The sequence below is a fragment of the Rhizobium sp. BK529 genome, from assembly GCF_014194105.1.
Classification (GTDB): domain Bacteria; phylum Pseudomonadota; class Alphaproteobacteria; order Rhizobiales; family Rhizobiaceae; genus Rhizobium.
Genome location: NZ_JACIAU010000003.1, coordinates 369,360 through 395,444, shown reverse-complemented (window position 1 = coordinate 395,444; position 26,085 = coordinate 369,360). Strand labels below are relative to the sequence as shown.

The window sequence follows — 26,085 nt, the reverse complement described above, 5'->3', positions numbered from 1 at the left end:
CGCCGCGTGCTGGTCATGAAGGATGGCCGCTTCATCGACGAGCTTTCAAAAAGCGATCTCGAAACGGGAACGACCCACGAAACCTACTCCCGCGAGCTGTTCGAGGCCAGCTTCATGTAACAGTCATGACAGGCCCGGTCGGCATTCATCGACCAAGGCCACGAAGCGGGGAGCGCAGCGCATCGATCCGAAAGTATCGGCCAGGGGGCCTGACCAAGACTAGGCCGCCATTTGCTCGCAGCTCTCGGCGCATCTGCGACATGCCTCAACGCAACTTTCCATGTCGCCGATACGTTCGCAATCGGCAGCGCATTGGCGGCAGATTTCCGCGCACTCGCGGCACGTGTGCTTATGATGTTCCGTACCGATAAGCATGAAATGCGCCGACGTCCGGCAGATCTCCACACACGCCATCATCAGCTTGAAATGCGCTGGCTCGACGTGTTTGCCACCCAGCTGCAGGCAATGTCCCGTGGCCGTCGACAGGCATTCGCTGTAGCAAGCCAGGCAGGCCTCGATGCAAGATTTCATGTCCGGCGAAATGTGCTGCATTGGTTGATTTCCTTCTCTTCCGATGGCTTGAAAGTCGGTAGATCTACAGCGCCGGCAATTGTTCCCCGAGCGCGTCACATGGTGCAGACACCGTCCTTTCCTGCATTGGCCGATCGATCCGGTTGCGGGCCGCTTCTGCCAGCGGCAAACCTTACTCGCCGCAGCGACGGATCAGTGCGACGCGTGCTGCGGTTTTCCTTTGCGCTTGGTCGAGGCGAACTCTTCCAGTTGCTTCTCACTCATGGAATCGACCATTTGTCTGGAGGCACCCTTGAGCTTGCTTTTCGGTGTATCGCCACGTTTGGCAGACAGGGCGGCGCCGGCCGCTTTCTGTTGGGCTTTCGATTTTGCGGGCATGGAGATTCTCCTTTCTGCGAGCGCCAACGATTGCCGACGACCAAAGTTCCCGCATTGGGTTCGAGCCACCCTCAGAGAGAGGCGAACCCAGCGTGTCGAGTGCGGATGCTGATCCGACGACCGACGCCGGCCGGCGGTCGGCCGCCGTCAAGGCTCAAAATTCAAAGCTTGAGTCGAATGGGAGAGACGAACTAATCTCCTCCCTTCACGAGAGGCCTCACCTTGCAACTTCGTCATCAAATCCTTGCGCTTGCGGTTCTTCCACTGGTGCTGGCTATCGCCCTGATCACAGCCTTTACCACTTGGCAGTCTTCAACTTTGGCCCAGAGCAGTATCGACGCGTTTGAACGCAACATGCTGCGGGCGAAGGAGACCGAGCTTCTCAATCTTACAAACCTGGCTCTGTCGGCGATCAAGGAGGTTTACGACAAAGCGGCGCCGGACGATGAGAAGGCGAAGGAGCAGGTACGACGGATATTGACGTCTCTCGACTACGGACAGGACGGCTATTTCTTCGTGTACGACTACGACGGCAACAATATCGTTCACCCTCGCCAATCGTTCAGGCCGGGACACAATTGGCTTGACCTCACTGATCCCGACGGTGACCAGGTGATCGCGAACCTTATCGCCAAGGCAAAAGAAGGCGGAGGATTGCATCAATATAAATGGGAAAAGCCTTCCAGCGGATCGATGGCCGACAAACTTTCCTTTGCCGCCGGCCTCGATAAATGGCGCTGGATGATCGGTACCGGCGTCTATCTCGATGACGTCTTTGCCCAGACCGCCACCGCCAAGGCGGACCTGAAGCAGAGCATCAGGCGCACCTTTGTCATCGTGACACTCATCGCCATTCCGTCGGTTCTCCTGGTCTTTGCGACCTGCATGTGGATCACTCTTCACGAACGCCGATTGGCTGATGGCAAACAAAAGCTGCTAACGCAGCGTATCATCGACACACAAGAGGAAGAGCGGGCAAGGCTTGCCCGAGAACTGCACGATAGCGTCTCACAAAACCTGGTCGGGGTCCGCTATGTGTTTGATCTCGCCTCTCGAAAGGTGAGGGCAAACACCGCCGACGCTGGCGCCGCGATCGACCGGGGAATCGACGCATTAAATGGAGCGATCAAGGAGGTCAGGGATCTGTCGCATGAATTGAGACCTCGTGTTCTCGATGATCTCGGGCTGAGCGCCGCTTTGACGTCTCTTGGAAATCACTTCGAAGAGCGGACAGGGATTGCGGTATCTGTCGAATCCTCGACACTCGACACGCTCAAACCCGAAGCCAACACTGCACTCTATCGGATCGCACAGGAGGCACTTTCAAATGTTGAACGACATGCCGGTGCCTCTCAGGTGGCAATCAGGATCTGGAGTACCAAGGGCCGCGTGCGCATGTCGATCGCGGATAACGGGGTTGGCTTCAGCAAAAAAGCGGCCGATGGAGGCCAGACCTATTCTGGTGGACTGGGGCTAAGAAACATGCAGGAACGGATGGCGCATTTCCGGGGGATTTTGATCGTCCAGACCAACGAACAAGGCACCGCGCTGACTGCGATGTTCCCGAGATCTGCGAACGTGAGGCCGCCGGCGTCGAAGGCAGCATGAACATAAAACGAGAAATCTCCGTCGTCCTTGTCGACAACCATCCGCTGGTCCTCGAAGGCCTGCGCGCGATCCTCGAAACCTATGAACATATCAAAGTCGTCGGCACCGCAAGCGCTGTTCGATCGGGACTGGACATTGTGGCAGGGCTGGCCCCCGACATCGTTCTCCTTGACATCAACATGCCGCAGATCAGCGGCATAGACGCCATTGAACTCTTCAAAAGGGAAGCTCCATCCACAAGGGTCTTGATGCTGTCGATGCATGACAGCCGCGAATATATTTCCGCATCGGTCCTGAGGGGAGCGTCCGGCTACATCCTAAAGGATGTTCCTAACGAAGAGATCGTGAGAGCGATCGAAACTGTCGCGGCAAGTGGAACCTATTTTTCCACCGGCGTGTCTGAGGTTCTCCTTCAACAAAAGCGAAAGGCGGAGAGTAGTGCCTTCCCGCTCACGGTGCGCGAGCGCGAGGTCCTCGCGCATCTTGCCATGGGGCGCAGCAATAAGGAGATTGCGGCATTGCTCGACCTGTCCGTCGCGACGGTCGAAACGCACCGCAAAACGATCAAGCGCAAGCTTGGCGTTTCCACCACAGCCGATCTGACACGCATTGCGATCGAGCATGGCCTGATCTCGGCGCTCTGACCGCCCTACCCACTACTGGGTAGCGACCATCAGATTACGGTTTGCGAATGTTGCGCCCGTGTATCGCAGTCCGTAGGTGTCCTTTGGGGGGCCGCCGCGCGCGCCGCCTCGGGAGGATTTCATGGCTGGACTTTTGACGCTGTCGCGCACGATAGACGCGATCAACACTTTCTTAGGCAAAGCAGTTTCCTGGCTCCTGCTGCTTGCCATTCTGATCAGCGCCATCAATGCGACGACGCGCAAACTGTTCAATCTCAGCTCAAATGCCTGGCTGGAGGCGCAATGGTATCTCTTCTCTGCCGCATTTCTGGTTGCGGCGGCCTGGACGCTGATGAGCAGCGAGCATGTTAAAGTCGATCTTGTCTATGGTCACCTGTCGCGCCGGGTCCAGCTTTGGATCGAGGTTCTCGGCACGATCTTCTTCCTCTTTCCGTTCTGCCTCATCACCATCTACCTTTCCTGGACGACCGTCGTCGAAAAGTTCTCGACCGGTGAAATCTCGAACAATACCGGCGGTCTTATCCTCTGGCCGGTCTGGGCGATGATCCCGCTCGGCTTCGGGCTGCTCGCGCTTCAAGGCGTCTCCGAACTCATCAAGCGGATCGCGATCCTTCGTGGCGATTTGCCCGATGCGATCGCTCTTGCCGACGCCGAAGCACAGACCCTCTAAGGCCGGGAACATCATCATGTTTGCATTCTTTGCGGAAAATCTTGCGCCGATCATGTTCCTGTCGCTGATCGTCGTGCTCCTGCTTGGGTATCCGGTCGCTTTCGCGCTCGCCTTCGTCGGCTTTATCTTCGGCTTCATCGGCATCGAAATGGGACTGCTGCCCGTCAATCTTTTCGGCGCAATTCCGGATCGCATCTTTGGGCAAATGTCGAACGAGACGCTGCTTGCGATCCCGTTTTTCACCTTCATGGGCCTGATCCTCGAACGAAGCGGCATGGCCGAGGACCTGCTCGACACGATCGGGCAGCTATTCGGACCAGTTCGCGGCGGTCTTGCCTTCGCAGTGATCTTCGTGGGCGCAATTCTCGCCGCTACGACGGGGGTCGTTGCCGCATCGGTCATCTCGATGGGCTTGATTTCGCTCCCGATCATGCTGCGCTACGGCTATGACAGGCGCGTCGCCGCAGGCACGATCGCAGCCTCAGGCACCCTGGCACAGATCATTCCTCCAAGCCTCGTCCTGATCATCCTTGCCGACCAGCTCGGCCGGTCGGTCGGCGACATGTACAAAGGGGCGCTTGTCCCCGGCCTGCTGCTCGTTGCCGCCTACGCCCTCTACATCATCACGATGTCGATCATTCGCCCGCCAAGCGTTCCGGCATTGCCGGCGGCGGCGCGCTCGCTCAAGGGTTGGAAGCTGGTGCAGCGCGTAATCATCTCGCTCGTCCCGCCGCTGGTTCTGATCTTCCTCGTCCTCGGCACGATCTTCATCGGTCTTGCGACGCCAACGGAAGGCGGCGCCATGGGCGCTGTCGGCGCACTGGCACTCGCTGCCATCAATCGCCGTCTCGATCTGGCGATGATCAAGTCGGCTCTCTATGCGACCGCGAAACTATCATCCTTCGTCATCTTCATTCTGCTCGGCGCGCGCGTGTTCTCGCTGACCTTCTACGGCGTCAACGGCCATGTCTGGGTGGAACATCTGATGACATCCATCCCAGGTGGCGAAGTCGGCTTCCTGATCGTCGCAAACCTGCTCGTGTTTTTCCTGGCTTTCTTCCTCGATTATTTCGAGCTCGCCTTCATCATCATTCCGCTGCTTGCTCCCGTGGCCGACAGCCTTGGCATCGATCTCATCTGGTTCGGCGTCATGCTGGCGATCAACATGCAGACATCGTTCATGCATCCGCCCTTCGGTTTCTCGCTCTTTTATCTGCGATCGGTCGCACCTACACGAGCCTATAAGGACAGGGTCACCGGCACAACGATCCAGCCGGTCACTTCTGGGCAGATCTACATGGGTGCCCTGCCCTATCTCGGCATCCAGCTCGCCACAGTGATCGTTGTCATCGCCTTCCCGCAACTCGTGACGCACTACAAGTCGGGCCGTGTGGCCGTCGATCCGTCGACGATCGAGCTCAACGTACCGATGCCGGGCGAAGATGGCGCAAACCCATTCGGTACGCCGGCAGCCCCGTTCGGAGCCGAGCCGACCGGAGGAGAGACCGCGCCGCCTGCCTTCGACGCGCCTGCACCCGATTTCGGATCCCCGACTCCAAGCTTCGGCGCGCCGGAGCAGAATGGAACAAATCCCTGACTTTCGCAGCCGACGAATCCAGATCGCTGCCGTGATCCACACGGCAGTGCCAAACCATAGAGGAGGAAAATCATGACGAAAGATATAGGCCGCAGAGGTTTCTTGACGAAAGGCACACTGGCGGGTGCTGCCACTGTCGCAGGCGCTTCGCTTGCCGCCCCGGCAATCGCTCAGAGTGCACCGACGTTGCGTTGGCGCTTGACGTCCGGCTTCCCAAACAACCTCGACACGATCTACGGCGGCGCGGTGGTGATGGCCGATGCGCTGAACAAGATCACTGATGGTAAGTTCCAGATCCAGGTTTTCCAGGCAGGCGAGCTTGTGCCGGGGGCGCAGGCCCTCGATGCCGTCAAGTCCAATACCGTCGAACTCGCTCATACCTGCGGATACTATTTCACGGGGAAAGATCCGACATTTGCCATCGGGTCAACCATCCCCTTCGGCCTGAATGGTCGTCAGCAGAACGCCTGGCTCTACCACGGCGGCGGAAACGAAGCCTACAACGAGTTCCTGTCGGACTATGGCGTAGTCGGTATCCCGGGCGGCGCGACCGGTGCCCAGATGGGTGGCTGGTTCCGTAACGAGATCAAGTCGGTCACGGACCTGAAAGGTGTCAAGATGCGTATCGCAGGCGTTGCCGGCGAAGTCATGTCGCGCCTTGGCGTCGTTCCGCAGCAGCTTCCTGGCGGGGACATCTATCCGGCGCTCGAGCGCGGCACGATCGACGCTGCCGAATGGATTGGTCCCTACGACGACGAAAAGCTCGGCTTCTACCAGATCGCTCGGAACTATTACTACCCGGCCTATTGGGAAGGCGGTCTAACCATCCATTTCTTCATCAACAAGGCGCAGTACGAAGGATTGCCTGATACTTACAAGGCGGCCCTCGATACGGCTTGCAAGGCCGCAAATGTTAACATGCAGGCACTTTATGATGTGAAGAACACGGCAGCGATCCGCTCGCTTGTCGGCAAGGGGGTGAAGCTGCGCCCCCTGCCCCGCGACGTCATGGACGCTGCCTACAAGGCCTCCTTCGAGCTCTATGGCGAGTACAGCCAGAAGCATCCGGCCTGGGCAAAGATCTATCCGGCATGGAAGAAATTTCGCGACGAGAGCTTCGAATGGTTCCGCGTTGCCGAGTACAGCTACGACAGTTACATGTACGCCGCTCAGGCCGCGAAAAAGTAACGGCATCGAGAGCCGGGCCTCAACCCGGCTCTCTTGCGCGAAAAGCTCACTCTAGAATGGACCGGCATCGATACTCGCCGCGGTCGTTGGCCCACTGCCGCCCCCGAGCACGTCGGCGATCTGATCGCGCAGCCATGCACTTCCCGGATCGCGATCGAAGCGACGGAGCCAATACATGGTCACGTTCATTTTCGGCGAGTCCATCGGCGGCATGAACACATCGAGCTTTAGCCGACCAGACAACATGCGAGCGAAATGAACCGGTATACTGCCAAGCATTTCGCTCGCTTCAACGGCAAGTGCGACCGCCTGGAAATGCGGCACCGTGACCATGACACGACGGGACAGACCGAAGCGTGCAAGTGCTGGATCGATCGTACCGGTCTTGCTCCCATCGGCTGATGGGCATGATCTCGCAAACTTCGCGCACCGTCACCTGGACACGAGCTACACTATCAATGTCGGAAGGTTTGAAAGTGGGGGAATCGTCGGGGTTTTTGAAAGCACTGTACCTGCAGGTGGTGGGCCGCAGGTTCACATTCATCACAATGAGGATGAAGTGATCCATGTGATCGAGGGCGATTATGAATTCTGGTTGAATGGTGAGATTGTCCCGATCGCGTCCGGCAGACCGATCTTCCTGCCGCGGGGCGTGCCGCATACTTTCCGGGTGGCCGGTACATCTCGCGGACGCAACCTCACTATTCTGACGCCTGGCGGCATGGAAGAATTTTTCGTCGAGGCGGCCGCGCAGGCGTTGCGCATGCCGGATCATATGGATCGACTGCTGCAGCTTGCGGAACGATATGGCATCGAATTTCGCGGACCGGCGAACTGGAAGTCCGACGAGGTGCTATAGCAGCCCGAAAAAGCCGGGCGGTTTAATCGGCGCAAGCTCGGGATTTTTCAGGAACTTTCCGCCGTTCTCTCGCCGGAAGAATTGTCCGTCCGCTTGCGCGGTTTGGCGCGTCGCCTCGATTTGGCATCGCGCCGGGCAATGCGCAGCTCATCGAGCGTCGGTCTCCACCAGCCTCGCGCGCGTTCGGCTTGTTCCGGTGGCGTTCGGGTAGGCCAGGTCGCCACCAATTCTTCCAGCGAGCCCAACCGCCAGAATGCCCAGAGGTATTCTTCGCCCTCCGCCGCGGCAAAATAGAACGCACCGACGGTCGCTGGGTCCGCCAGCTCGCCCGCCGTGCCCGTGAAGAAGACGACGCCGACGTGATGCCGATAGACCATTCCCCATCCTTTCCAACCGGTGAACATGAGGATGAGGACAACGGCCAGCGACAGGACGAGGCCAATCGGGACTACCGCCGCCTCTGCGTGGACATATCGCGAGTACCAGTTGTAAAGCTCGATCACGACGACGAAGACGTTGCCGCCGGCATGAAGCCATAGGTCCTGAAGGCTGCGGATTTGGACGTCGCCCAATACGTCGGCGAGGCCGGCAAGCGCGGCGAGCGCGGCCATCACCAGACCGGCTCCGAGCAACCAGAGTGAGCCGGTAGCCCAGGCTGTATTGCCGGTTCGCCAGAAGATGAGGTCGCAGACGAAAGTCGCGACGAAAAAAGCGATCGGGAACGGTACAAACATTGCATGGATCGGATGACCGGCAATACTGGCCGTACTGTGAGGATTGTGAGTGATCATATCCTGGGCCATTGTGATGTCTCCCGCAGGCGCACCGAGCGCTGCCATCAGACCACGTCCAACATGTGACAGGCCCGGCAGCAAAAAAGCCGTTACCCCCGAACTCCGGCTGCACTGGAATGTTCCGTAACTCGGCGGGTACCAGGTTTGGCCTCGCCGCACTGGAAGTTGCTCTGATCGATCTTGAGATGAAAGCCGATCCGCCACTGCCGATAATCCGGTTAGCATTGCTATTTCCCCTCTGTCTTCTCGGCGAACCGTTTTCGCGAGAGGGACTGGCAATGCACAGACAACCTTCCACCACGCGGAACTTTTGCGTCCGTCACTGGTTCGAAACCCAGTTCCGAAGCTGGACCAGCGGTAAGCCGTGATCGGAGAAGCAGAGAGGCGCACACGGCTGGAGGCTCATGAGAGCAACCACAGCCCGGACGATCAATAGTTCCCAAAAAGAGACTGATCATGGCTACGCCAGAAACGACGACCAATGCACGAGGCGGTGACAGTCGTCGTTTCAAAAATCGCCAACCGCTCAGGGAAACCCAGGAGAACCCGTCATGACCTCTTCAAAACACAGCAAGACGAGCAAACCGTCCGATCTCGATTTGACCGACGATCCGGGTATCAAGAGATCGCGTGGAATCCAGTCGCCTCCCGACGATAAAGAACTCCAAGGTGACAATACCGTCGAAGGAGATGTGTCGAACGATACAACGCCTCAAGGAGGCATAGATCCCCGCCAACGTGGAAGGACGAACAAATAATGTCCTGGGCGTAGACTTGGTGACCTAGCGGAAGCTTCCTGGCAACTATGGGCTTTCCACCTGCCCAGCCGCACGGGCGACCGGGCGATATTGACGATGTCGTCACGTGAGCCCGTCGGATCACCGCTCGTTTGGTCCCTAGGCCTTCGGGGCCTCGCCCGCCTCTGATGCCGACCCGCCACCTGCGACAACGGGAGCGCGTCGACTGCGCCGAACGACAGGGCTCTCGTCTGCTTGCAAGCGTCGCTTGTCTAACCTTTGAACGCCAGGTAGCCGGCGACTCAATCGAGGCGCCGTTCAGTCTCCCGCGAGAAAAGGTGGATATGGGCCATGTCACCTCTGACATGAATGGTTTCGCCGATAGCAATTGTCGTCTCGCGCGGAAATTCCACGCTCAGCATGCGGCTGTGACCGACTTCGACATAGCCATAGGTCTGGCTGCCGAGGCGCTCCGCTACCACGAGTTCACCGCTAAACCATGCTTCCTCCGCGTTACACCGTATAAAATCTTCCGGCCTGATCCCCAGAACGATCTCGCCTTTCGGCAGCGCCGCATATCCTGCGTTCTCAAGAGCGATGGTCTTGCCGAAAACCGCGACCATGCCGTTTGGCGACAACACCTCTGCCGGAACGGTGTTCATGGTCGGGCTCCCAATGAAACGAGCGACGAAGAGGCTGGCCGGGCGGTGATAGAGTTCGAGTGGCGCGCCGATCTGTTCGACCACGCCGCCGTTCATGACGACGATGCGGTCAGCCAGCGTCATTGCCTCGACCTGGTCATGGGTGACGTAGACGGTCGTTGCCTTCATGCGATTGTGCAGCTTGGCGATCTCCAGCCGCATTTCGACGCGCAAGGCGGCGTCGAGATTGGAGAGCGGCTCATCGAAAAGAAAGGCGGCTGGCTCGCGCACGATGGCGCGCCCCATGGCGACGCGCTGGCGCTGTCCGCCGGAAAGCTGCGCGGGCCGACGATCGAGGAAAGCTTCGATCTTCAGAATATCGGCGGCACGAGAGACACGATTTTCGATGCCCGCGGCATCGGCGCCGCGCATCTTAAGGCCGAAGGCCATGTTCTCATGGACGCTCATGTGCGGATAGAGCGCGTAGTCCTGGAACACCATGGCAATGTCGCGCTCGGCCGGCGGCAGATCGTTCATGATCCGGCCACCGATATCAAGCGTGCCAGCGCTGATCTCCTCAAGCCCTGCGATCATGCGCAGTAGGGTCGATTTCCCGCAGCCCGAAGGTCCAACGAGAACCAGGAATTCCCCACTCGCAATGTCAATGTCGACATCATGGATGACCTGCAGCGAACCATAGGATTTCCTGATCTTCTTCAAACTTATTGCCGTCACGCCGTATCCTCCCTGATGTCAATTAGGCACTTGACCTTAATTATCGATATCAATATCAATAATGATAGCGCATGCAAACGGAAATATATGAAGCGAGATCGATGTCTTATTTTCCCGCCAGACAAGCAGGCAGGCAGGCCGCCGCAAAACCGGCAAAGTCCACCGGTGCGTTCAACGCGCTGAAGCGAGACATATTGCTCGGGGCATTGCCCGCCGGCACCGCACTGACGGAGCTCGATCTTGCTGCCCATTTCGGCTGCAGCCAGGGCACCGTGCGCGAGGCTCTGCTGCAGTTGCAGGAAGAAGGTCTTGTTCTGCGCCAGGGCCATCGCGGCACCCAGGTTTCCGCATGCACTGCCGATGAGGCAATCGAGATGTTCCGTGTTCGCCAGCAGATCGAATGCAACGGCATCACGCGCGTTCTCAAAGCCCCAAGCCGGACCTTACTGAGCGATCTGCGCCAGCTTTTGGAAGAGATGATGGACGCGGCCCGTCAAGGCGACGAGCTTGAGCTTGCTTCCTGCGACCGTGATTTTCATCGTCGGATTTTCCAAGATGCCGGCTTACCGGCGCTGGACCCCATTCTGCATCGCTGTCTGGTCCACAATCACCGCTTCAAGATTTCGCGCAGTACGACGCCGCGCGATCTCGTGGCCACGGCCCAGCGGCATGCCTCGATCATAGAGGCAATTGAAAGCGGCGACGCTGCCAGATCGGTCGCGGCGCTCCATCATCATATCGCGACCATCGTCGATCTAGGTCCCGATGTCTTTCCGGACGCCACACAATGAGTGCGCCAGGTGCCGACATCAGCCTTCTTTCACCTGAGATGGCCGCACTCCTCGCTCGCGTCGCCGCCGAGGACGGACCGCTGCCCGATGTGACGACCTTGCTTCCGACCGAAGGCCGAGTGCAATCGGAAAAAACAAACCGTCGCTGGAACCTCGACCTGCCGCCGATGGAATCGGCGCGGGAAATCTGGATCGAACCGGACGCGACACTCGGCTCCGCGCGCATCAGAATTCGCCTGTTGGTTCCGCGCGCGAAAATACCCGGCACTCTTCTCTTCGTTCATGGCGGTGGCTTCGCCTTCTGCTCGCCGGAGACCCATGAGCGCTGCGCTCGCGTGCTGGCACAGGAGACGGGCATGGCCGTGCTGGTGCCCGACTATCGCCTTGCTCCGGAGCATCCTTATCCTGCCGGCCTGATGGATGTCATCGCCTGCCTGCGCAAACTGCAGTCGTCTCCCGATATCTTCGGCGTCGAAGCAGGGCCGATCGTCATCGCGGGTGATTCAGCCGGCGCCAATCTGGCACTTGCGGCCATTCTCCACGAACAACAACAGGCCGATCGGCCCGTGCTTGCTGGCGCTCTATTGTTTTACGGCACATTCGCCCGCGATTTCACCACGCCCTCCTATCGTGCATTTGCCGAGGGACCAGGACTGACGCGCGGTAAGATGCAGCGCTACTGGCAATGGTATGTGGGCGATCGCGATGTCGGGCACGATCCACTCGCCTGCCCCCTGACCGCTTCAGACGACGCGCTTGCGGCTCTGCCGCCGCTGCACCTCATGGCAGCGGCTGTCGATCCGCTGCTCTCGGACACGCTGATCCTGCATCAGCGCCTGCAATCGCTCGGGCGCAGCGAGACGGTTACGGTCACGCCCGGTGTCACGCATGGATTTTTGCAGAACACAATCGATCTGGCCGCTGCGCGGGAGGCGCTTTCAGCCGCAGCTCAAAAGGCAAAGGAGATGACGGATCGCATGTGACCGTCAGGAGGAGGAGAGAATGAAGAAGTTTCTGAAGAGTCTGGTTCTCGGCGCCGCGCTGGCGTCGAGCCTGGCGGCAAGTGCCGCCTATGCCGAAACGGTGCATTTCTGGTATCACTTCGATAATCCGGAAAATCCGATGGGCGATCTCGTCGCAAAGTTCGAGAAGGCCAATCCCGGTATCACCATCGATGCCGAAAACGTGCCGTGGAACAGCTATTACGACAATCTCTACACCTCGATCGTCGGCGGCAACGCGCCTGACGCGGCCATGGTGAAGCTTTTCGCCCAGCCGCGCCTTGCCGAAATGGGCGCCCTCGAACCGATCGGCGACCGCATCGACGCCTGGCCGGGCAAGGCGGACCTGCTCGACAACCTGCTCGAAATCAACAAGGGACCGGATGGCAAACAATATTATCTACCGATCCAGTATGTCGTGCTTTATCTCTATTATCGCACGGATCTGTTCCAGGCCGCCGGCCTAAAACCGCCGACTACATGTGAGGAGTTCCGCGACGCCGCCATCAAGCTGACCAAGGCACCTGATGTCTACGGCTTCGGCCTGCGCGGCGGCAAGGGCGGTTGGGATCAGTGGGGCGCCTTCGTGCTCTCACAGGGTGCCGAGCTGAAGCCGGGCGGCCTCACCAAGCCGGAGGCGGTTGCCGCCAACCAGTGGCTGGTCGATCTCTTCCAGAAGGATAAGGTCATTCCGCCCTCGGCGCCGAATGACGGCTTCCAGGAAATCATTGCCGCTTTCAAGGCGGGCAAGACTGCAATGACGATCCATCACATCGGCTCCTCGAACGATCTGGTCAAGGCGCTCGGCGACAAGGTTTCGGCTGTTCCAGTGCCGAAATGCGGCGGCGGCCAGTGGACCTCATATGGCGATGAGTCGCTGGCGATCTTCTCAGCCTCGCAGGTCAAGGACGCAGCCTGGAAGTGGATCTCCTTCCTCGCGGAAGGAGACAACAATGTCCAGTTCAACAAGGCAACCGGCCAGATGACGGTGACGAAGAGCGGTTCGGCGCATTGGACGCTGCATGAGCGCCGCTTCGCCGACGCAACAGTCCAGTCCCTCCCCTTCGCCCATGTGCTGCCGCAGAACACCGCGACCTCGGAATTCGTCAACACGGCATGGCAAACAGCCATGCAGCAGGCGCTGACCGGCCAGATCACCTCGGCGCAGATGATGGAGCAGCTGGAACGGCTCTTCGCTCAGTAACGGCTGAAGATCTCTCGCGGACTTCCCTGCCAAACCCGTTCGCGCCCGCATCCGGCGCGAACAATTGCTCTTGAAATGCGATCATAGCTCAGGAAGACATCCATGTCCGTCAGCATGCTCAGTCCAGGCCGCAGCATGGCAAAGCCAAAGCTGCCGAACGGCCGGCTCCTGCCCTATCTGCTGCTTGCGCCATCTCTGGTCGTGACGCTGGTCATCGTCTTCTTTCCAATGGTGCAGGCCGTCGTCACCAGCTTCTATGACCTCGTGCTCTGGAAGCCCAATGCGACGAAATTCATTGGCTTCGGCAATTACATCAAGCTGCTTCACGACCCGGTCTTCTGGACGGCGCTTTGGAATACGATCATCTGGATCGGGCTCACGGTGCCGCTCCAGATGCTGCTTGGCCTGGTGACAGCGCTGCTTCTCCAGCGCGAATTTCCGTGGCGCGGTCTTGCCCGTGCTCTGATCATCATCCCCTGGGCGCTGCCGAGCGTCGTCATCGCCCTGATGTGGCGATGGATCTACGATCCGACGACGGGCGTGCTCAATGACATCCTGCTCTATCTCACCGTCGTGCACAGCGCAGTGCCATGGCTTGCGGACCCGCATTTGGCGCTCTACTCGATCATCGCGACACTGACCTGGCAGGGCTTTCCCTTCTTTGCGGTGATGATCCTTGCTGGGCTGCAGGGTATTCCCCGCAGCCAGTACGAGGCGGCATCGATCGATGGCGCTTCCGGCTGGCGGCAGTTCCTGCACATCACCCTGCCCGGCATCGCCCCGGTACTGGCAACGGCCGGTCTGCTGCGGGTTATCTGGGTGGCAAATTCGATGGACGTGATTTTCGTCATGACCGGAGGTGGTCCAGGCTATTCGACCCACACGCTGCCCCTCTATGCCTTCGTTCGGGCCCGCCAGAACGTCGATTTCGGTTACGGCACGACGATCGCGGTCACCTTTACCATTCTGCTCGGCGTGGTCGTCGCCTTCTATCTGGCCAGAACGATGCGGGAGGTCGAAAGATGAAAAAGCAAAGCGCGCTTCGGCGTATCCTGACCACAGACCTGCCTGTCTTCGTCATCCTCATCGTCGCGATGGCGCCCTTTGTCTGGATGATCCTGACCTCACTGACGCCGACGGCTGTGCTTGGCGCTACCGGCGTTTCGCTGACACCAGCCGGCTGGAGCTTCGACAATTATACGAGGCTGTTTGCCCAGACATCCTTTCTCGGCAACATGCTCGACAGTCTCATCATTGCGGCAGGCACTGTCGTCGTCGGCCTTGTCGTGTCGGTGACGGCCGCCTATGCGTTCTCCCGGTTCCGCTTCGCCGGCCGCAAGCTGCTGATGCTGCAGTTTCTTTTGATCAACATGTTTCCGGTCGTGCTGCTCATCCTGCCGCTCTTCGTCATGATGCGCAAGGCCGGCATCCTCGATACCCATATCGGACTAATCCTGGCCAATTCCACGGTCGCCATCCCCTTCGCCGTCTGGATGCTGACGAGCTATATTTCGGCGATCCCGAAAAGCCTCGACGAGGCGGCGATGATGGATGGCTGTTCGCGGCTGGCTGCGCTGTGGCGCGTCGTCCTGCCGCTCACCGTGCCCGGTATCGTTTCTACCGGCATCTATATCTTCATTACCGCCTGGAACGAATATCTCTACGCCCTGACCCTTGGCGGACGCAACGTTCGGCCGGTCACAGTCGCGATCCAGACGTTGATCGGCGAATACCAGATCGAATGGGGCCTGCTTGCTGCAGGCGCAGTCGTCGGGGCTCTGCCGGCCACCGTACTTTTCCTTCTCGTCCAACGCCGGCTGATCGGCGGCCTCACCCAAGGCGCGGTGAAGGGCTGATGTCACAGAAAGAGGAATGATCATGAACCCCGTCGGGTTGATATCGATGCAATATGCAAGGCCCTTTACGGCCGAGCACTTTCCACTATTTCGCCGCATGCGTGATCTCGGTTATGACTTCGTCGAGCTGCTGGTGCCCGAGCCGGGCGAACTTGATTTGGCAGAAACAAGAAGAGCGCTCGACGATGCCGGCCTCGGCGTCGTGCTTGCGGCCCGCGTCAATCTCCAGCGCAATCTGTCTTCCGCCGAAACAGAGGCCTATCGCGCCGGCATCGACTATCTGAACTACGCTGCCGACTGTGCCGCGGCTCTCGGCGCAAAGATCGTCGGCGGTCCCTTGACGGGAAATCCGCTGGTCTTTGCCGGCCGGCCGCCGCAGCCGGTGGCGGAGGAAGAACGCCTCGCGCGCAAGGAACGCTGCATCAATGGCCTGAAAGAAGCCGGCGACCACGCGCAGAAAGCGGGCATACTTCTCGCCGTCGAACCGCTCAACCGGTTCGAAAGCGACGTGCTCTGCACGACGCAACAGGCGATGGAGCTGCTCGATGCCGTCGATCATCCAGCCGTCCAGCTGATGCTCGATACATTCCACATGCATATGGAGGAAGCGTCGATTGCCGAAGCGATAAGGCTTGGCGGCAAGCGTGTTGTGCATTTCCAGGCCAACGAAAACCATCGCGGCTTTCCTGGTACCGGCTCAACCGACTGGGTCGATGTCTGCCGCGCGCTGCACGAAATCCGCTATCAGGGTCCGGTTTCTCTGGAGCCGTTCCGGCGCAATGACGATCGCTTCGGCGTGCCCTTCGCGCAGTGGCGCCCGCCGCATGAAGACGAGAGCGAGAGACTGGCGGCGAGCGCCTCCTTCATCAAATCCCATCTCACACTAACGGAATATCGCCGATGACATTAAAGATTGGTTGGATCGGGTGCGGCATCCATGCGACCCAGATGCTTCTCCCGCAGCTCGTTCGGCACGATGTCGAGATCGTCGCCCTTTGCGACATTGATGCGAAGCGCCTGGCCTCGGCCGGCCGTCAGTTCGGCGTCAAGACGCTCACGACCGACGCCGACGCGCTGATCAAGACCCCCGGTATCGATGCAGTGGGGATGGCTGTCGGTCCGGATCAGCATCTGGCCTTCGGCAAGGCGGCACTCGAGCGCGGCCTTCCGGTCTTCATGGAAAAGCCGCCATCCGGCAGTGCGGCGGGCGCGCGCGAATTGCAAGCTGCATCCGAGAAATCCGGCAAGCCGCTGCTTCTAGGCTTCATGAAGCGTTATTCCGTGGGCAACAAGATCGCCGCCAATATCGTCCGCTCCGGTCGTTTCGGCGATGTGCTTGGCCTCACCGGCTATTATATGACGGCGCCTGGCTATTTCGTCGGCAATGTCGATTATACCGGCTTCTTCCTGCATCATTGCGTGCACTACATGGATCTTGTCTCGTTCCTCGTCTCGCCTGTCAAAAAGCTGACGGCAAGAAAGGTGGAGAAGGAACCTGGCAAGATCCTCTTCCATATCAATTTCGATTTCGAATGTGGCGCCATCGGCACCATCGCCATGGGCACGATCCAGTCACGTGGGGCGCCGGTCGAGCGCATTGAGCTCATGGGAGACCATCAGCGCATCGAAGTCGACAACGTCATCGATATCAAATGGAACCGCAACCCGCTCTTCAAGGTCGACGACCCCACAGCCACGCTGACGGACACAATAGACAGCCTCACCTGGAAGCCGAATTTCACCGCCGCCGCCAACGAGGACCCCAAGGGCTATTACTCGCTGCTGTCGGATGTCGTCCCTGCTCTGGCAGGTGCGGCAACCGCAGCACCCAACATCCATGATGGCGTGACCGCCATGGAACGCCTCGAAACACTGCGACGAGAACTGGAACTCTGACTGACCGCAAGAGCATCGCCGTCCTCCCGGCAGACCGATGGCTGGACGTAGTGAGACCGTGCTCTACGTCCATAAGTCCGATCTCGCAGATTGCATTGTCCTGCCCCGTTGTGGCAGTACCCGCACACATCGATGGCTGGAAGGCGCTTTTCTCGGGCGTCAAAGCCGAGGGACTGCCGTTGCGGCGCAAACGCTCGTGCCCTTGTTATGGACAGGATATGACTGCCTCGTTTTATGCCGACTATATTCAAGACCTGAAGGCAGCGCTGGACGATCTCTTCGAGCACCCAGTTCGCTATCAAACGTTCGACCTGCACATTGAGCTTGCGATGGGGACAGCTCTCCTCGTCTACGAAACAAAAAGGCAGAAGGGGCAAACGGATGCCATTGCCTATGCCCGGACGCCGAAGGGAAATATCCAGGTATCGCCAGAACTCGCCCATCAGCGGATCTCATCCTTCCTGGCGATGCGGAACCATATTGCTTTGACCGGCGATCCCATGATCAGCCTCAATGAAGAATATCCGCATGCGGTCATCCGCTTCGAGCATCGCGCCAAGGGCGTACCGTTCAAAAGCTCGATGAAGATGATCTTCGTTGGGGTCAATGATGCGGAGGATGCCGGCCGCTACGTTGAAATGGCGCGGGAACCTGCCGCCATCGTCACCGCGCGACCGCACCGCTCCAAAAAGCTCTGGGAGTGGAAGTGAATAAGCTGCATCCTTCGCAGGAACGATTGTTGCAAGAGCAGGCGTCTCGGGTGCCAACCGTCCCTCGGTCTTGATATGTTGTGATGGTCTGCTCCTGGAGCTTCGCGCAGACATCGCTCGTAGATGGGCAATCATTCCCGTTCCGATCCAGCGGCCACACGTCTCGACTGTGTCCCAGGAACTATCGATGCGAGCCATCGTTAGACCTGCACAGGAACGAGGTAACGTCATGAACATATCCATTGCACTGCCGGCGGCTGTTTTCGGATTATTTGCCACCTGCGCCTTCGCACAGGCTCCCGCTGACGCGCCGCAGCCTGCCCCTCCTGCGGCTGACTCCGGCCCAGAACCCCCACCTCCTCCGCAGGAACAGCCACGCAAGAACGAAGCGCGCGCGGACCATTATTGGCACTCGCAGCCAAGGGAGCGTGGCGCCCGCTTCCGCATCGAAAGCGGTCGGACGAGAATTGACCTGAGATGCGCCGACGGAGAATCAACGAAGGAATGCGCCGATACGGTTCTTCAGCTGCTCGAGCATTTGCAGACACCTACGTCCGGCAACAGTGATCGGAACGGTTATGACCGAGGCGATCGCTGGGAGCGTGACTAGGGCTGAAGCTGTCGCCGGCATGAACGGAGCTTTCAGCCCCCATTCACGCCGACAGGCGCTAGATCCTCCTGCAAACCGGAGAACCGAAATGCGGAAAATTCTCATCACCACGGCCCTTCTCATGGCCGGAATGGCGGCTGAAGCAGCCAATGCAACCCCTGTGGGCCGCCTCACGGCGCCAGCAGCCTCCAGTGTCATGACCGTCGATTATGCGTGCGGTCGCGGTTACCATCTCAGCCCACGTGGCTTTTGCCGGCCCAATCGGTGGGCACCGCCGCCGCCACGTTATTACGCACCACGCTATTATGGCTGGGAACGTCCGTATCGCGACTGGGGCGAATACCGGTACCGCGAGCGCTGGGATCGCGATCGCGATTGGCGGTAATCGCCCGGACCTGCCGTTACCGGCCTGCGCATGACAATACGCAACCGCGCTTGGTGGCGGCTTTGCGCCCTTCGTACCGTCGGCAGGCGCCGAGCCGGTGCCCGCTTCATCGATGGCTGCGTGGGCGACGGCTCACGCCCACAAGGAATCGAATTACTGATCGACCGCAGCAAGCCTTCGTTGAGCGCCAGAGCAGCATCGCGCTCTAAGCACCAGGAAGCTTTCATGCTAGATTGGCGTTCCACACCACCTCGAGCGAAACAGCCATGGCAGCAGGAAACAAATCGTCACAGGCGGGGGCCTCACGGAAACGTCGCCCTAAATTCAATCCCAAGCGCGACCCGAAACCACAGATCCTCGCCGAGGCCAATCGCACTGTCTTGTGGATGGCGTCCGTGGTCGTGATTGCATTTCTGGTCGTAGTAGCCGTCCAGGCATTGTGGTAGCCGCGCTGTTGCAGGACTCCACATACGGTTATTCGCGGGGTCCTTCCGCCTGACGCGGGATCAGGTTGCCGATTTCCATCGGGAACGGGAATATGATCGTTGAGCTCTTTTCGCTCGCGAGAACGTTCAACGTGCTCAGATAGCGAAGCTGCATGGCCTGCGGCTTGCGGGCCAGGATTTCCGCCGCCTCGAGAAGCTTTGCAGCCGCCTGCTGCTCGCCCTCTGCATTGATAACCTTCGCCCGCCGCTCCCGCTCGGCCTCCGCCTGACGGGCAATGGCGCGGATCATCGATTCGTTGATGTCGACATGTTTGATCTCGACATTGGCGACTTTAATGCCCCACGCATCCGTCTGTGCGTCGAGGATCGCCTGGATATCGCTGTTGAGCTTGTCGCGTTCTGCAAGCATCTCGTCGAGATCATGCTTGCCAAGCACCGAACGCAGCGTCGTCTGTGCGAGCTGGCTGGTGGCGGCCATGAAGTTTTCCACCTGGATGGTCGACTTTTCAGGATCGATGACCCTGAAATAGATCACCGCGTTGACGCGTACTGAAACGTTGTCTCTGGAAATAACATCTTGGCTTGGAACGTCGAGTACTCTGGTGCGCAGGTCCACTCGTATCATCTGCTGAACGTACGGAAAGAGCAAAATCAGACCCGGTCCTTTGACGCCGGTGAAGCGGCCGAGTGTGAAAACGACGCCCCGCTCATATTCGCGCAGGATCTTGGTCGCCGATGCGATGATGAGCAGCAAAATGAGGATGACGACGCCATAAAAGGTGAACCCCACGAACATGCTCATGATTTCCTCCTGCCTCTGAATATTCCCTGCCCTAGCTTTCCTGCCGCTGGCGTGCGACTTCGAGCGTCAGGCCTTTGCGGCCGGTAATCTTGATTTCGTCGCCGCTAGACAGCGGTTCATCGGCAATCGCTCTCCAGCGTTCACCATGTGCGATCACGTAGCCCGTCATATCTTCCCAGCTCTGAACCTGCCCGAAAGACCGATCATCTGCTCGGCTCCCGTAGCCATGTCGCGCCGGCGCGATGTGAAGGCAAGAAGTGCGATCAGAAGGCTGAGCGCCGAGATTACAATGGCGATGGCGCCCAGCATCGGCCATGAGACCCCAAAGCCCGGTATGTTGGTGTTGAACAGAATCGCCGCACCCAGCACCAGAGCCAGTCCGCCGCCTATGCCCAGCGCGCCGAAAGATGGCGAGTGCACTTCTGCGACGGTCAGGCCCACGCCCAAAACAATCAAGCCGACGCCGGCATAGCTGACTGGCAATAGGGCGAGTGCATAGAGGCCAAGCAGCAAGCAGACGGCACCGATCGTTCCAGGCAGGAATGTTCCTGGCGCGAGAAATTCAAAGATCAGTCCATAGATGCCGATCATCATCAGAATGAGAGCGATGTTCGGATCGGTGATCACCGAGAGCAGACGGACCCGCCAATCCGGCTCGAATTCCTCTATGGCAAGGCCTGTCGTGTCGAGCAGTACGTCGGCCTGGCCAATTTTCACCACGCGCCCTTGCGCCTGGGCCAGAAGCTCGGCGGGGCTGGCAACCATGAAATCGATGACGTGTTCGCGCAGGGCCGCGGTCGCCGAAAGGCTGGCCGCCTCGCGCACCGCGCGCTCCGCCCAGTCGGCATTGCGGCCCCGCAGCTCTGCAAGTCCGCGGATATAGGCCACGGCGTCGTTGACTGCCTTGGCTTCCTCCGGACCGCGCGGTGCCTGCCGCTTGTTGCCTTCCGGATTGCTCTGATCGTCTCCGGTGCCATTGTCCGGCAGTCGGCCGAGTGCAATCGGCGTTGCAGCGCCGAGATTGGTGCCGGGCGCCATTGCCGCTATATGGCTTGCATAGAGGATATAGGTTCCAGCGCTGGCGGCCCGCGCTCCAGGGGGCGCGACGAAACCCGCGACCGGTACCGGCGACGCAAGGATTGCGCGGATGATCTCACGCATCGACGTGTCGAGACCGCCCGGCGTGTCCATCCGCAGAACAACAAGCACCGCCCCGCGATCGGCGGCACTCTGGAGACCGCGCTTGATATAGTCAGCGGTCGCCGGACCGACTGCACCATTCAGCTGAAGGACAATCGCAACACGATTGGACTCCGTCTGCGCCGCAATGGCACCAAATGCCGGCATCAGGCCCAGCACCAGGGCAAGAACTCGCGATATTCTTCGCCAGGGCCTCGAATGCCATGCCAATTTCCGCCGATTATCCATAGGCAGATATATATAGCGGCACGATCAAACGATAAGACGGCTCGACTGGATTGAAATCAATGGCATGAGGATCTTCCGGATTGCATCTCGCGCCTCTTCAGTCCTGCCATGGGTCGATTATGATCACGTTTGTACCGTCGAAATCCTGAACGTTCCGTGTGACCACAGCCAAATCATGAACGAGCGCGGTGGCCGCGATCAAAGCATCGGCCTCGTTGCGGCGGTCTGTAACATGTAGCTGGGCGCAACGCGTTGCTATCGCGTCATCGATGGGCAGAATTCGCTCAGCGAATTCAGGGCGAACCCGGCTGTCCATCCATCGCCGCAAGCGAAAACCTTGGGCCGCGTCCTGACGCTGGATCCCTAATATCCCACGCTCAAGTTCCAGGATCGTAATCACGGAAATGAACAAATCGCTGGAATCTTGCACACCGACCCACTTCGTCACATTCGGATCGGCCTTACCGTCGCCAACTTTGCGCAACTCCGAAATGACATTTGTATCCAAGAGATACTTCAAGACAGATCGACTCCGCGGGCCGCAATCTCGGCCCGAGGTAGATCTAAATCGATAGACGACAAACCAGGCATTGAAAGAGCGTCAACCAAGTTGCGGCGCTTGCCAGTCAGGCGCTCGAACTCGCTGTAGGTCATCAGCACATGCGACGGTTTCCCGCGATCCGTGATAACGACAGGTCCTTTTTCAGCAGCCTTCTTTGCCTTGCTGACGTCTTGGTTCAACTCGCGGCTAGACAAACTCGTGATGCCCATAGAACGCCTCGATGTAGGAACATACCTACATATAAGGTATCACTTGCCGTGGAGCAATGGTCGCCGTGGCGGACAGGAAACGAACCCGTGGACCACATCATACGATCGGCAAATTTAAACGCCGAGGTTGCTGCAAAAGATATTTGAAGCAGAGTCAATCATCTATCGGAAAAACGAAGCCAGCTTTCACTCGATCCATTACCACCATGGTTTTGAAACCTTTAATATCATGGTTCTCATAGAAGAACCGACGTGTGAAGGCTTCGTAATCCTCCATGTCCTTCGCCGTAATAACTAGGATGAAATCGGCGTCGCCCGTCACGTAATAGCCGATCATCACCTCCTTCGTAGCGCGGATCGCCGACTTGAATCGATCAACGATGTCTGCCCGTTCGCGCTCCAGAGAGACAAGAACAATCATCGTGATGCCGCGCCCGACAGCCTTAGGCGAGACGATCGACACGTCTGCCTCGATCACCCCCTCCTCACGCAATCGCTTCAGCCGTCGCTGACAAGCAGTTGGTGAGAGATTGACGATCTGTGCCAGCTCTTCAGAGGTTAGACGATTGTTCTTCTGGACGGCGTCAAGCAGCGCCCGATCGGCTCTGTCAAGAGTAGTCATGCAGAAATCCTGCGTTCAGCACCCAAATTAAGCTCAATTTCTGCACGGCGGATCAAATCAATGCAGCCAATCGATCATGGCGCGCGGCTAGTCTCCTTGTAAACCCCATTTGGAGCCTCGCATGAAAGGTATCGCCAGCACTGCGCTGAAAAACCTGCAACGACCCGATTTGATCGAGCGCCGCGCCTTTCTGCATGGCACATGGGCTGTGCGCGAAGAGACACTCAGCGTCATCGATCCGGCAACCGGTGAGCACCTCGTCGATGTCGCAGCCTGCTCGCTCGAAGATGCCGATGCCGCCGTCGATGCGGCGAAGAATGCGTTTCTCGATTGGCGTGACAGGCTCCCCGTCGAACGTGGCCAGGTCCTGCGTGCGTGGGGCAAGCTGATGCGCGAAAACGCGCAAGACCTCTCTGTGATCATGACCGCTGAACAAGGAAAACCGCTCGCAGAATCGCTTGGCGAAATTTCTTATGCCGCAAACTTCCTCGACTGGTTCGCGGCCGAGGCCGAGCGTGCCTATGGCGAAACAATACCGAGCCACCTGCCGGGCAGCCGACTGTCGGTACAGATGCAGCCGCTTGGCGTGACTGTTGCGATCACCCCGTGGAACTTTCCCTCGGCGATGATTACTCGCAAGGCGGGTGCCGCGCTCGCAGCCGGCTGCACGATGATTGTCAAGCCTGCCCCGGAAACGCCTTTATCTGCGCTCGCTCTGGCAAAGCTTGCTGAGGAGGCCGGAATGCCGGCCGGCGTATTCCAAGTCCTCACCGGGGAAGCTGCCCCGCTTGCGCGCCGCCTGCTCGAACACACGGATGTGCGTGCCTTTTCCTTCACCGGCTCTACCGAGGTCGGGCGCATTCTGCTTACCCAATCGGCGGCGACCGTGAAGAAGGCTTCGCTAGAACTTGGCGGCCACGCACCCTTCATCCTCTTCGACGACGCCGAGCTTTCCAAAGCCGTGAGGGGCTGTATTGGCGCAAAATTCGCCACGTCGGGACAGGATTGCCTTGCCGCCAACAGGATTTACGTCCAGCGCGGCCATTACGAACGGTTCCTAGATGCCTTCGCCAAAGCCACTCGAGAACTCAACCTCGGTCATGGCCTCGAAGCTGGCACCGATATCGGGCCGATGACGCGCCCTTCGGTTGCCGAAAAATGCCGCCAGCAGATTGCGCAGGCGCTCTCCGCCGGTGCGCGTCTCATCTGCGGCGGACAGGATAGTCCGCTTGGCGGCAATTTCGTCACGCCAACCGTGCTCGCCGATGTCACCGACGACATGCTGATTGCCCACGAAGAGACCTTCGGCCCTGTCGCTGCGATCCTGCCGTTCGATGACGAGCAGGAGGTGCTCGCCCGTGCCAATGCCACGGAAATGGGGCTGGCAGCCTACGTCTACACCAATGATCTTAGTCGCGCGATGCGCCTCACCGACCGGCTCGAATACGGCATGATCGCTGTCAACACACCAAAATTCACCGGCGCCCCGATACCCTTTGGGGGCTGGAAGCAATCCGGTCTTGGTCGCGAAGGTTCGCGCCACGGCCTCCTGGAATATCTCGAAGCTAAATATGTCTGCTTCGGCAACCTTGCTGCATGAAAGGATCCGCGCCATGACCGTCAACCCTCATCAGATCGCCGAGATGGACCGCAATTCGGTCCTGCATCCCTTCACCCAGCTCAAGGATTTTGCCAGCGGCAAGATGGGCGATCCGACGATCGTCGAAACGGGCAAGGGCATCCGCATTCAGGATGCGCACGGCAAGCAGCTGATCGACGGTTTCGCCGGCCTCTATTGCGTCAATATCGGCTACGGCCGCACCGAGGTCGCCGAGGCCATTTCGCGCCAAGCCTACCGCCTCGCCTACTACCATACCTATGCCGCCCACACGACCGATGAGCTCGCGATCCTATCCGATCGGCTGGTGAAAATGGCACCCGGCAAGATGAGCAAGATCTTCTACGGCATGTCGGGCTCCGACGCCAACGAAACGCAGGCCAAGCTCGTCTGGTATTACAGCAACCTGCGCGGCAAGCCGAACAAGAAGAAGATCATCTCCCGTGAACGCGGCTACCATGGTTGCAGCGTCGTCTCCGGCTCCATGACCGGAATGAGCTTTTACCATGACCATATGGACCTGCCGCGTGCGGGCATTATCCACACTGGCGCACCGCATTTTTATTGGGGCGCGGAAGCCGGCGAAACGGAACTCGAATTTTCCAAGCGCCGGGCTGAGGAACTCGAAGCCCTGATCCTGCGTGAAGACCCGGACACGATTGGTGCCTTCATCGGTGAGCCGGTGCTCGGCACCGGCGGCATCACCCCGCCGCCGCAAGGCTATTGGGAAGAGGTGCAAAAGATCCTCAAGAAATACGATATCCTGCTGATCGCCGACGAGGTCATCACGGGATTTGGACGCACCGGTTCGATGTTCGGATCGCAACATTACGGCATCGAACCCGACCTGATCACCGTCGCCAAGGGCCTGACCTCGGCCTATTTTCCACTGTCGGGCGCAATCGTTAGCGAAAAGGTCTACAAGGTGATGGAAGAAGGGGCCGATCGCGTCGGCTCTTTCTCCCACGGCTATACCTATTCCGGCCATCCGATTGGCGCTGCGGCGGCGAACGCCGTTCTCGACATCGTCGAGAAGGAGGATCTGCCGGGGAATGCGCGGACGGTCGGCAATTATTTCCAGGCGCAGCTGAAGGCCAAGTTCGCTCAGCTTCCCATCGTCGGAGAGGTGAGAGGCGTCGGCCTGATGGGCGCCATCGAATTTGTGGCCGATCGGGAAAAGAAGACGCGCTTTGCGCCCGCCATGACTGTCGGTGCACGAATCTCGAAGGCCGCGCGCAGCCGCGGGCTGATTGCCCGCGCCATGCCCCATGGCGATATCCTGGGTTTTGCGCCACCACTCGTCACAACGAAGGAGGAGGTCGATGAGATCGTTGCCATTGCCGAATCCGCCGTCCGCTCCGTCATGGACGAATTGATCAAAGCCGGCGAGAAGATCTGATTCAGGCATGTCCGCCGGGCGGGATAACTCTCGCCCGACACCGCCGCTTTTCGAGCAAAATCGCTGTGATGATGGTTAATTCTGAAGCAATCACGGCTCTAACTGCATAACGCTTCATCTTTTCAGACGAAGCGTGCATAATGTCATGAAATGGTCGTCCTCAA

The 26,085-nt window shown here is 59.0% G+C and carries 27 protein-coding genes and 2 pseudogenes; 19 read left to right on the top strand and 10 right to left on the bottom strand.

Annotated elements, in window-relative coordinates; all coding sequences use genetic code 11:
- Nucleotides 1–3 precede the first annotated feature (3 nt).
- Nucleotides 4–120: pseudogene (locus FHX08_RS21840) on the top strand (ABC transporter ATP-binding protein); the annotation flags it as partial.
- A gap of 99 nt (nucleotides 121–219) precedes the next feature.
- Here FHX08_RS21840 and FHX08_RS21835 read toward each other — a convergent pair.
- A complete protein-coding gene (locus FHX08_RS21835) occupies nucleotides 220–552 on the bottom strand; it encodes a four-helix bundle copper-binding protein (protein WP_132656669.1) in 333 nt (110 codons plus the stop codon).
- Between the two features lie 171 nt (nucleotides 553–723).
- Entirely contained in the window at nucleotides 724–909 is a 186-nt protein-coding gene (locus tag FHX08_RS21830; RefSeq protein WP_132656668.1) for a DUF3008 family protein, read from the bottom strand.
- A gap of 222 nt (nucleotides 910–1,131) precedes the next feature.
- Between FHX08_RS21830 and FHX08_RS21825 the strand changes: the two genes are divergently transcribed.
- The 5 genes from FHX08_RS21825 to FHX08_RS21805 all read left to right on the top strand — a co-directional run bounded on the left by FHX08_RS21825 (nucleotide 1,132) and on the right by FHX08_RS21805 (nucleotide 6,616).
- Nucleotides 1,132–2,517, top strand: coding sequence for a cache domain-containing protein (locus FHX08_RS21825; protein WP_132656667.1), 1,386 nt, complete (start codon nucleotides 1,132–1,134; stop codon nucleotides 2,515–2,517).
- Nucleotides 2,514–3,161 carry a response regulator transcription factor gene (locus tag FHX08_RS21820; protein WP_132656666.1) on the top strand — a complete coding sequence of 216 codons (648 nt, stop codon included), beginning with the start codon at nucleotides 2,514–2,516 and terminating at the stop codon, nucleotides 3,159–3,161. The genes FHX08_RS21825 and FHX08_RS21820 overlap by 4 nt, the downstream gene beginning before the upstream one ends.
- Before the next feature lie 121 nt (nucleotides 3,162–3,282).
- Nucleotides 3,283–3,831: a TRAP transporter small permease subunit gene (locus tag FHX08_RS21815; RefSeq protein WP_132656665.1), complete on the top strand. Its 549-nt coding sequence runs from the start codon at nucleotides 3,283–3,285 to the stop codon at nucleotides 3,829–3,831.
- Nucleotides 3,832–3,847: 16 nt separating this feature from the next.
- Nucleotides 3,848–5,428, top strand: coding sequence for a TRAP transporter large permease subunit (locus FHX08_RS21810; protein WP_132656664.1), 1,581 nt, complete (start codon nucleotides 3,848–3,850; stop codon nucleotides 5,426–5,428).
- Nucleotides 5,429–5,500: 72 nt separating this feature from the next.
- Nucleotides 5,501–6,616: a TRAP transporter substrate-binding protein gene (locus FHX08_RS21805; protein WP_132656663.1), complete on the top strand. Its 1,116-nt coding sequence runs from the start codon at nucleotides 5,501–5,503 to the stop codon at nucleotides 6,614–6,616.
- A 51-nt stretch (nucleotides 6,617–6,667) separates the two neighbouring features.
- Here the strand turns inward: FHX08_RS21805 and FHX08_RS21800 are convergent, their stop codons facing one another.
- A complete protein-coding gene (locus FHX08_RS21800; RefSeq protein ID WP_348631033.1) occupies nucleotides 6,668–6,895 on the bottom strand; it encodes a hypothetical protein in 228 nt (75 codons plus the stop codon).
- Between the two features lie 52 nt (nucleotides 6,896–6,947).
- On the opposite strand from FHX08_RS21800, the gene FHX08_RS32100 reads away from it, so the two are divergent.
- The gene (locus FHX08_RS32100; protein WP_132656847.1) at nucleotides 6,948–7,475 is read left to right on the top strand and encodes a cupin domain-containing protein; all 528 of its coding nucleotides are present in this window, start codon (nucleotides 6,948–6,950) and stop codon (nucleotides 7,473–7,475) included.
- Between the two features lie 47 nt (nucleotides 7,476–7,522).
- Here FHX08_RS32100 and FHX08_RS32095 read toward each other — a convergent pair whose 3' ends face one another.
- Nucleotides 7,523–8,278, bottom strand: coding sequence for a DUF2231 domain-containing protein (locus FHX08_RS32095; RefSeq protein WP_409527415.1), 756 nt, complete (start codon nucleotides 8,276–8,278; stop codon nucleotides 7,523–7,525).
- A gap of 542 nt (nucleotides 8,279–8,820) precedes the next feature.
- Here FHX08_RS32095 and FHX08_RS31580 point away from each other — a divergent pair.
- Nucleotides 8,821–9,027 (top strand): hypothetical protein, encoded by a 207-nt coding sequence (locus FHX08_RS31580; RefSeq protein WP_132656662.1) that lies wholly within the window; start codon nucleotides 8,821–8,823, stop codon nucleotides 9,025–9,027.
- A gap of 281 nt (nucleotides 9,028–9,308) precedes the next feature.
- Here the strand turns inward: FHX08_RS31580 and FHX08_RS21785 are convergent, their stop codons facing one another.
- The gene (locus tag FHX08_RS21785) at nucleotides 9,309–10,382 is read right to left on the bottom strand and encodes an ABC transporter ATP-binding protein (protein WP_132656661.1); all 1,074 of its coding nucleotides are present in this window, start codon (nucleotides 10,380–10,382) and stop codon (nucleotides 9,309–9,311) included.
- 101 nt (nucleotides 10,383–10,483) lie between these two features.
- Between FHX08_RS21785 and FHX08_RS21780 the strand changes: the two genes are divergently transcribed.
- The 9 genes from FHX08_RS21780 to FHX08_RS21740 all read left to right on the top strand — a co-directional run bounded on the left by FHX08_RS21780 (nucleotide 10,484) and on the right by FHX08_RS21740 (nucleotide 18,835).
- Entirely contained in the window at nucleotides 10,484–11,173 is a 690-nt protein-coding gene (locus FHX08_RS21780; protein ID WP_132656660.1) for a GntR family transcriptional regulator, read from the top strand.
- Entirely contained in the window at nucleotides 11,170–12,156 is a 987-nt protein-coding gene (locus tag FHX08_RS21775) for an alpha/beta hydrolase (RefSeq protein WP_132656659.1), read from the top strand. The genes FHX08_RS21780 and FHX08_RS21775 overlap by 4 nt, the downstream gene beginning before the upstream one ends.
- Before the next feature lie 19 nt (nucleotides 12,157–12,175).
- Nucleotides 12,176–13,378 carry an ABC transporter substrate-binding protein gene (locus tag FHX08_RS21770; RefSeq protein ID WP_184327640.1) on the top strand — a complete coding sequence of 401 codons (1,203 nt, stop codon included), beginning with the start codon at nucleotides 12,176–12,178 and terminating at the stop codon, nucleotides 13,376–13,378.
- A gap of 102 nt (nucleotides 13,379–13,480) precedes the next feature.
- Entirely contained in the window at nucleotides 13,481–14,404 is a 924-nt protein-coding gene (locus FHX08_RS21765) for a carbohydrate ABC transporter permease (RefSeq protein ID WP_132656658.1), read from the top strand.
- Nucleotides 14,401–15,234, top strand: a complete 834-nt coding sequence (locus FHX08_RS21760; RefSeq protein WP_184327639.1) for a carbohydrate ABC transporter permease — start codon at nucleotides 14,401–14,403, stop codon at nucleotides 15,232–15,234. Before FHX08_RS21765 ends, FHX08_RS21760 begins: the two co-directional genes overlap by 4 nt.
- Nucleotides 15,235–15,256: 22 nt before the next feature.
- Nucleotides 15,257–16,138 (top strand): sugar phosphate isomerase/epimerase, encoded by an 882-nt coding sequence (locus tag FHX08_RS21755; RefSeq protein WP_184327653.1) that lies wholly within the window; start codon nucleotides 15,257–15,259, stop codon nucleotides 16,136–16,138.
- Nucleotides 16,135–17,130 (top strand): Gfo/Idh/MocA family protein, encoded by a 996-nt coding sequence (locus FHX08_RS21750; protein ID WP_184327638.1) that lies wholly within the window; start codon nucleotides 16,135–16,137, stop codon nucleotides 17,128–17,130. The genes FHX08_RS21755 and FHX08_RS21750 overlap by 4 nt, the downstream gene beginning before the upstream one ends.
- Before the next feature lie 218 nt (nucleotides 17,131–17,348).
- Nucleotides 17,349–17,840 (top strand): hypothetical protein, encoded by a 492-nt coding sequence (locus FHX08_RS21745; RefSeq protein WP_184327637.1) that lies wholly within the window; start codon nucleotides 17,349–17,351, stop codon nucleotides 17,838–17,840.
- Between the two features lie 698 nt (nucleotides 17,841–18,538).
- Nucleotides 18,539–18,835: a GCG_CRPN prefix-to-repeats domain-containing protein gene (locus FHX08_RS21740; protein WP_132656654.1), complete on the top strand. Its 297-nt coding sequence runs from the start codon at nucleotides 18,539–18,541 to the stop codon at nucleotides 18,833–18,835.
- Between the two features lie 474 nt (nucleotides 18,836–19,309).
- Here FHX08_RS21740 and FHX08_RS21735 read toward each other — a convergent pair whose 3' ends face one another.
- The 5 genes and pseudogenes from FHX08_RS21735 to FHX08_RS21715 all read right to left on the bottom strand — a co-directional run bounded on the left by FHX08_RS21735 (nucleotide 19,310) and on the right by FHX08_RS21715 (nucleotide 22,904).
- Complete coding sequence (locus FHX08_RS21735) at nucleotides 19,310–20,083, bottom strand: slipin family protein (RefSeq protein WP_132656652.1); 774 nt, start codon at nucleotides 20,081–20,083, stop codon at nucleotides 19,310–19,312.
- 31 nt (nucleotides 20,084–20,114) lie between these two features.
- Nucleotides 20,115–21,463: pseudogene (locus FHX08_RS21730) on the bottom strand (NfeD family protein).
- 145 nt (nucleotides 21,464–21,608) lie between these two features.
- Entirely contained in the window at nucleotides 21,609–22,031 is a 423-nt protein-coding gene (locus FHX08_RS21725) for a type II toxin-antitoxin system VapC family toxin (RefSeq protein WP_184327636.1), read from the bottom strand.
- Entirely contained in the window at nucleotides 22,028–22,282 is a 255-nt protein-coding gene (locus FHX08_RS21720; protein ID WP_132656651.1) for a type II toxin-antitoxin system Phd/YefM family antitoxin, read from the bottom strand. Before FHX08_RS21720 ends, FHX08_RS21725 begins: the two co-directional genes overlap by 4 nt.
- Nucleotides 22,283–22,436: 154 nt before the next feature.
- Complete coding sequence (locus FHX08_RS21715; protein WP_132656650.1) at nucleotides 22,437–22,904, bottom strand: Lrp/AsnC family transcriptional regulator; 468 nt, start codon at nucleotides 22,902–22,904, stop codon at nucleotides 22,437–22,439.
- A 121-nt stretch (nucleotides 22,905–23,025) separates the two neighbouring features.
- On the opposite strand from FHX08_RS21715, the gene FHX08_RS21710 reads away from it, so the two are divergent.
- Both FHX08_RS21710 and FHX08_RS21705 read left to right on the top strand, forming a co-directional pair.
- Nucleotides 23,026–24,504: an NAD-dependent succinate-semialdehyde dehydrogenase gene (locus FHX08_RS21710; RefSeq protein ID WP_132656649.1), complete on the top strand. Its 1,479-nt coding sequence runs from the start codon at nucleotides 23,026–23,028 to the stop codon at nucleotides 24,502–24,504.
- 13 nt (nucleotides 24,505–24,517) lie between these two features.
- Nucleotides 24,518–25,921, top strand: a complete 1,404-nt coding sequence (locus FHX08_RS21705) for an aspartate aminotransferase family protein (RefSeq protein ID WP_132656648.1) — start codon at nucleotides 24,518–24,520, stop codon at nucleotides 25,919–25,921.
- Nucleotides 25,922–26,085: the final 164 nt, after the last annotated feature.